The 5,404-nt window shown below is 43.4% G+C and carries 4 protein-coding genes; 2 read left to right on the top strand and 2 right to left on the bottom strand.

Annotation, left to right across the window (positions count from 1 at the left end; genetic code table 11):
- Window positions 1–405 precede the first annotated feature (405 nt).
- The gene (locus tag DP116_RS26735; protein ID WP_169158022.1) at window positions 406–1,281 is read left to right on the top strand and encodes a Cof-type HAD-IIB family hydrolase; all 876 of its coding nucleotides are present in this window, start codon (window positions 406–408) and stop codon (window positions 1,279–1,281) included.
- Between the two features lie 214 nt (window positions 1,282–1,495).
- On the opposite strand, the gene DP116_RS26730 is transcribed toward DP116_RS26735, so the two are convergent.
- A complete protein-coding gene (locus DP116_RS26730; protein WP_169158021.1) occupies window positions 1,496–2,479 on the bottom strand; it encodes a DALR anticodon-binding domain-containing protein in 984 nt (327 codons plus the stop codon).
- 254 nt (window positions 2,480–2,733) lie between these two features.
- On the opposite strand from DP116_RS26730, the gene DP116_RS26725 reads away from it, so the two are divergent.
- Entirely contained in the window at window positions 2,734–3,492 is a 759-nt protein-coding gene (locus tag DP116_RS26725) for a Crp/Fnr family transcriptional regulator (RefSeq protein ID WP_048870164.1), read from the top strand.
- Between the two features lie 672 nt (window positions 3,493–4,164).
- Here the strand turns inward: DP116_RS26725 and DP116_RS29795 are convergent.
- Window positions 4,165–5,404: WD40 repeat domain-containing protein (locus tag DP116_RS29795; RefSeq protein ID WP_246275813.1), on the bottom strand; the 1,240-nt coding region annotated here is incomplete at its 5' end.

The following is a 5,404-nucleotide window of genomic DNA, read 5'->3' as shown; positions in this document are numbered from 1 at the left end:
GGGCGCAATGCCTTGCGCCCTTACAATAATCTGTACCTCATGTAGTTGCAATCTGCTGTAAGTAGTAGCTCGTAAGTGGAAATCATTCTATATATAGGACTTATATTTTATTTTTGACGAAGCTAGGTACACTTTCTGTTCCCTGTTCCCTGTTAAGCGTTCCCTACCTCTACTTTGTCAATTCACCAAATCAAACCGGATTCCTATAGCATTTACCATATACTAATCACAGTTCCATCTGTATATCTGTGTAAAAATTTGTTCACGATGACGAGATGAATTCATTTGTATTCTCTTGTTAGTCCTCTTTACTCTTACTCGCCCTTCGGCTACGCTCAGGGCAAGCCTCTACAGCGTGATAGCCTGTTAATCTCTTATTGGAACTTCAATATTCACTCATCAATTATGCATAAAGTGTCTGCCACAGAATTGGCATCACCTGGCATTGGGGATACATCTACTTTTGACATTCAACTGCTGGTTGTAGATATCGATGGCACAATCGCAGGAAAATCTAACAGCATCAGCACAGCCGTGAAGCAGGCAATTGTTGCGGTGCGTTCCCGGGGTATTCAAGTGGCGATCGCCACTGGTCGTATGTATCGTTCCGCTTTGCGCTTTCATCAAGAAATTGGCTCAACCCTGCCATTGTTAGCTTACCAAGGGGCTTGGATTCAAGACCCAGCTACCCAAAAAATTCATCGCCATTTGCCTGTTTCGCGAGAGTTAGCACACAAGCTTCTAGACTATTTTGAACAACCGGAGTTACGAACGGTCTTATCTGTTCACTTCTATATCAACGATCAGCTTTATGTCCGTGAAATAACCAGGGAAACAGAACTTTATGCACAACGTAGTGGAATTACCCCTATTGCTGTGGGAGACTTACGCCAAGTCACCAGCAATGAACCCACAAAAATTTTGGCATTGTGCGATGACACAAATATTATTGAACAGTTACTGGGAAATTTGCGCAGTCAATACACCCCAGCCGAACTATATCTCACCACATCTGTTGCCACATTTTTTGAAGCGACTAACCCGAGTGTCAACAAAGGGACTGGAGTACGTTACCTAGCCGAAGAATTACTGGGAGTGCAAAGAATTAACGTCATGACGATTGGTGATAACTTCAATGACGTGGAAATGTTGGAGTATGCTGGTATAGGTGTAGCGATGGGTAATGCACCAGCAGCAGTGCAGGCTAAAGCCCAGTGGGTAGCTCCTGACGTGGAGTGTGATGGAGCTGCAGCGGCTATTGAAAGATTTTTACTGTGTTAAAAGTAGTTAGTAGTGGGTAGTCATAGGGAAATTTTGTCCGTATAACCGTGAGTTTCAGTTACAACGGATAAAATCAGAAAGAGCACCGACGACTGGCCGTGTTTCGTCTCGGTGCTCCTGCTGGTTCGCTCCTCACACATTGGATAATATACCCCAGGAAATATGACGAGTCAATGATTGTTAAAAAAGTTTATTTTTTTGGGGATTTTATTGTTTATACTTCGTCGAGAGCAAAAACATCTAATTTTTCTTCCAACACAAACTTCAACACACACTGTGTAGCCAAAACCAATCCGATTCTGGCTTGAGCGAGTTCTGGTGAGGCAGTTTTCACCTCGCCGAAAATCCGGCATTTACACCAAAAAGTTTCAAAAACTCGACTTAAATCCAACGCCGCTTTTTCCCAGTTAACTGAGTCACCAAAATCAGAACCCTCTAGTCTATCTACCACTCGTACTAACTCGTTGATCAGGAGATAGGAAGCTGGGTGATTGAAGCGCAGTTTTTCATCACTGTTGAGCCAAGGAATAGGATTGGGAGTAAAAATACTTAACAAAAGGTTTTGCTTGACATTTTCACCCTCATCAACATTTGATTCCCTCAGTTTAATCAATCCCTCGTTAACAGCCAGCCGTAAAAGCGAGGAGCAGCGTGCATGAGCGTATTGAGCAGTGAATAAGGAAGCAGAGTTTGGGGAAGAAAAGGGAGATGAGGAAGTGAGGTCAGAAGAGGAAATGGGGCAGAAAGCGGGGGGAAGGGGGGAAAAAGAACCAATGGACATTCTTTCTTCCTCTGCCTTTGTCCCTACTCCCTCACTCCCTACTAAGAGCTCCCGTGCTTCCCCTAAAGTAAGACTCTGCAACCAAGCAGCTAATAGGCGATGAGTCACTTCCAAGTGAATCCAGCCAGGGGAAACGACTTGAATATTGAAATCTTTGTCATAGTTTGCTGAAATATGAGAAACAATGCCATTGGCAATCTCTATAGCTGGATATTTCTCAAATTTCGCCAGCCGCAAAGCTATACCTGAAATATAAACAATCTTCTCATCATCTCTACCCTGAGATAGAGGAATATTTATATTTTTTATGCATATTTTCGGCTGAGAATTAGCATAAGTACTTAAAGCAATTGCCAAATTGCTGTTTACTAACTGCTTTATTGCTGCATACTTATTTTGAAGTAATTTTTTTGGCACAATCAACCGAGTAACATTACTCTTGACTGAATGTCTTCGATTTCTGTCATCTGTCTAAGGAAAGAAGTTAAATTTCTGGGAAGAAAAATTAGAATTGTGCAAAATTTAATTAAATTAGAGTAAATTTTACTACCATCATTGTACAGTAAGAAGTATAACAAAAGAGTAGGAGCTACGCTTTCTACCTTTTGGATGAGTGGTACAGTTAGGTTTAATGCCTGTTGTGCCGACATTGACACTCCTTGCACCTTTTTATGACGTCTTTGTCTTCCGCCGAACGCTCTTTGTTACCTATGCAATCTCCATCCTCTTTCTCTGAGGCATCACGTCCTTTTTTGACTTGGCAACGAATTCTTGATTGGGCTCAGGAACACTACCGCTGCCGCACCTTTAGCAAAGATGAGCGCATTCCAGCCCGAGCTGGATTGCTGTACTTGGTGCAAAGGGGTGCGATCCGTATGGTGGGAACCGCCCAGGTAAGTGCAACTGCAAGTCAGCTAACATCTCGACGCATCAATAGAACTCCCGAAGAAGCTTTCTTAGGGTTTGTTGGTGCAGGGCAACCGTTTGAAATTGTTGCCCAGTCGCCATTCACGCTCCAGGCCTATGCCCATGTAGACCAAACTGCTGTACTGTGGATGTACTGGCACGATTTGGACAACTGGCCCCACTTCCGCCGCGAAGTCATGGATGCCTTTAGGTATCAGCACCAGCGCAAACTGCTGTGGCTAAGTGCCTTGGGACAACGACGCACGATTGACCGACTCTTAGGATTTCTCACATTGTTGATTGAGGAATATGGAGAACCGTCAATGAGCGATACCGACCCAGATGTGATTCGCGGTTATTGCCTGCCTTTCCCCCTCACCCATGCTCAAATTGGCAGCGCGATCGGTTCGACTCGTGTTACCGTCACCCGTTTAATGGGTAAATTGCGTCAACGTGGCTTAATCCTTACTCAAGGCGACAATCTGATTTGCTTGCCAGCAGAGTCAATTAACAGAGGCAACTAAGCCAACACCGGATGCAGTGGAGAGCGAATTTTAACAAACCTGGCTTCGGTCATGAATTCGATATCCCTGATCTAGCTGGCAGTAAGTTGGCAAAAGGGATACCCACTTGCTGCTGAAATTGACAATCTGTTTGACCACCACAAACAGATTGCACACAATTAGGTACTTTCCATTTTGGAAAGCCTCAATGTTCAATTTCTTGTGCCCTTACCAGAACATTTAGAAGGGAGGACAACAAATGATTCTTGGTAAGGAGCAAAGAATTGCCCTTGTATCTGCCCCAAAAGCAAAGGTTAAGTAGAACATTGAGGAAAAATTTTCGAGGCAGAAGTGTAGTAAATGCGACTTTTGACTACCAGCTACTTTTTTTGCAGGGCTTGGGTGGAAGTGGGGACAAACTCCACATTAGGGAAGGAAAACGTGACCATCCAAAATGCCCTGCATAAATTGTTTGACAAAAGAAAGGCAGATGGCAGCCATGCTAAAAGCATAATGAAAAAAGTAAGCTTTGATACAAAAACAAGTCATTTGTGCTCTGCCATATGGTTTAAAGCCTAACGCACTGACTCCTTGTTTTTTGAATCGCTTTTACTGCCTATAATTGCACTAGCCGCGTGAGAAGCAAGAATGAGTTGTTTATCCCCAAATTTTAGCTTACCGCGCTGTATGCCCCTATCTCCCTTGAAATTTTTCGCTCTTGTAATGCCACTTTTCACTCCAGGAACCAGTAACCTCAAAGTCACCAGAGTTGTGAGTTAATTTTAATAAACCATATTCAAATGTGTTACAAAATTGATCTCGAGTGTAACAGATATCATCAGCACCGTAACCCTTAGAGGAAAGGGTTCCTAAGTGAGTATAAATTGTATCTTCCCATTTCCCATTGCCAAACCAAGTGGTATTTTTAGCTCCTACACGGAGGATACAACGCAAACCATAACCACCTTGACGACTGCTTTTTAAATCAGAAACCTTATACTCATCAAAATGTCCACCGCAAGTATTAGGCATTGGCAAAGGTTCGTATTTAATGGGAGAATCTTGCTTCTTCCACTCTTCATTCCATACACCCGATGCATCCTTAACACGAATTGTTGATTGATTGACTATTTTTACGTCAAGATTTTTGTCAAAGTTGCCGTTGATATCTTCGCCATTCCCATAAATATTGGAAGCAGAACCGATAAGCTTACCATTATTGTAAAAAGCATGACCTACATGGCGGTATGTCTTACCTCCCCATTTACCTTCACCGTACCATGCCAATGAAGGAATAGTATTGCCTCCACCATCACTAAATTTGACACAACGGATACCAGTTCCGACACGATGATCACGAGCCTTGACAACGTAAGTCAAAAGATTAGAACGAGTATAAGAATTACAACTAAAGCCTGTTGTTTGAGTTGAAGGTTTTTGTTGGGCAGAAGTGGGATCTGGAGTTTTAATTTGCGCTAGCTCACCTTGGGCAATCCATGCTGACTCAGGCGCAACAGACATTTTTTGTGTTTGTTGACAAATCTGTTGTTTTTTTAATGTCTCAGAAGGCAGGGACGGGTTATCTTTGAGCCATTTGCACCCAAGCGACAGTAAATTGTCAGTATCCAAATTCCACACTATCACCGTCCCGTCGGAATTTGCAGAAGCAATCATCTTGCCATCAGGGCTGAAGCTGACGCTCCTCACTTCTGCTGAATATCGGAGGGTTTTGAGTTCTCTACCAGAAGATGTGTCCCACAGCTTCACCGTCTTGTCGGAACTTGCAGAAGCAATCGTTTTGCTATCGGGGCTAAAGCTGACGCTCCTCACCTCAGCTGAATGCCCTTGGAGGGTTTTGAGTTCTTTACCAGAAGATACGTCCCACAGCTTCACCGTTTGGTCAGAACTTGCAGAAGCAATCTTTGTGCCTGTC

It is taken from the genome of Brasilonema bromeliae SPC951 (assembly GCF_012912135.1).
GTDB classification, from domain to species: domain Bacteria; phylum Cyanobacteriota; class Cyanobacteriia; order Cyanobacteriales; family Nostocaceae; genus Brasilonema; species Brasilonema bromeliae.
Note: the sequence above shows the minus strand (reverse complement) of the source record. Positions and strands in the feature narration are given on the sequence as shown.

What these genes read in the sequence shown, in the direction of transcription:
- DP116_RS26725 (WP_048870164.1), top strand. Translation starts at nt 2,734, where the DNA reads ATGACGTCTTTGTCTTCCGCCGAACGCTCTTTGTTACCTATGCAATCT.
- DP116_RS26735 (WP_169158022.1), top strand. Translation starts at nt 406, where the DNA reads ATGCATAAAGTGTCTGCCACAGAATTGGCATCACCTGGCATTGGGGAT.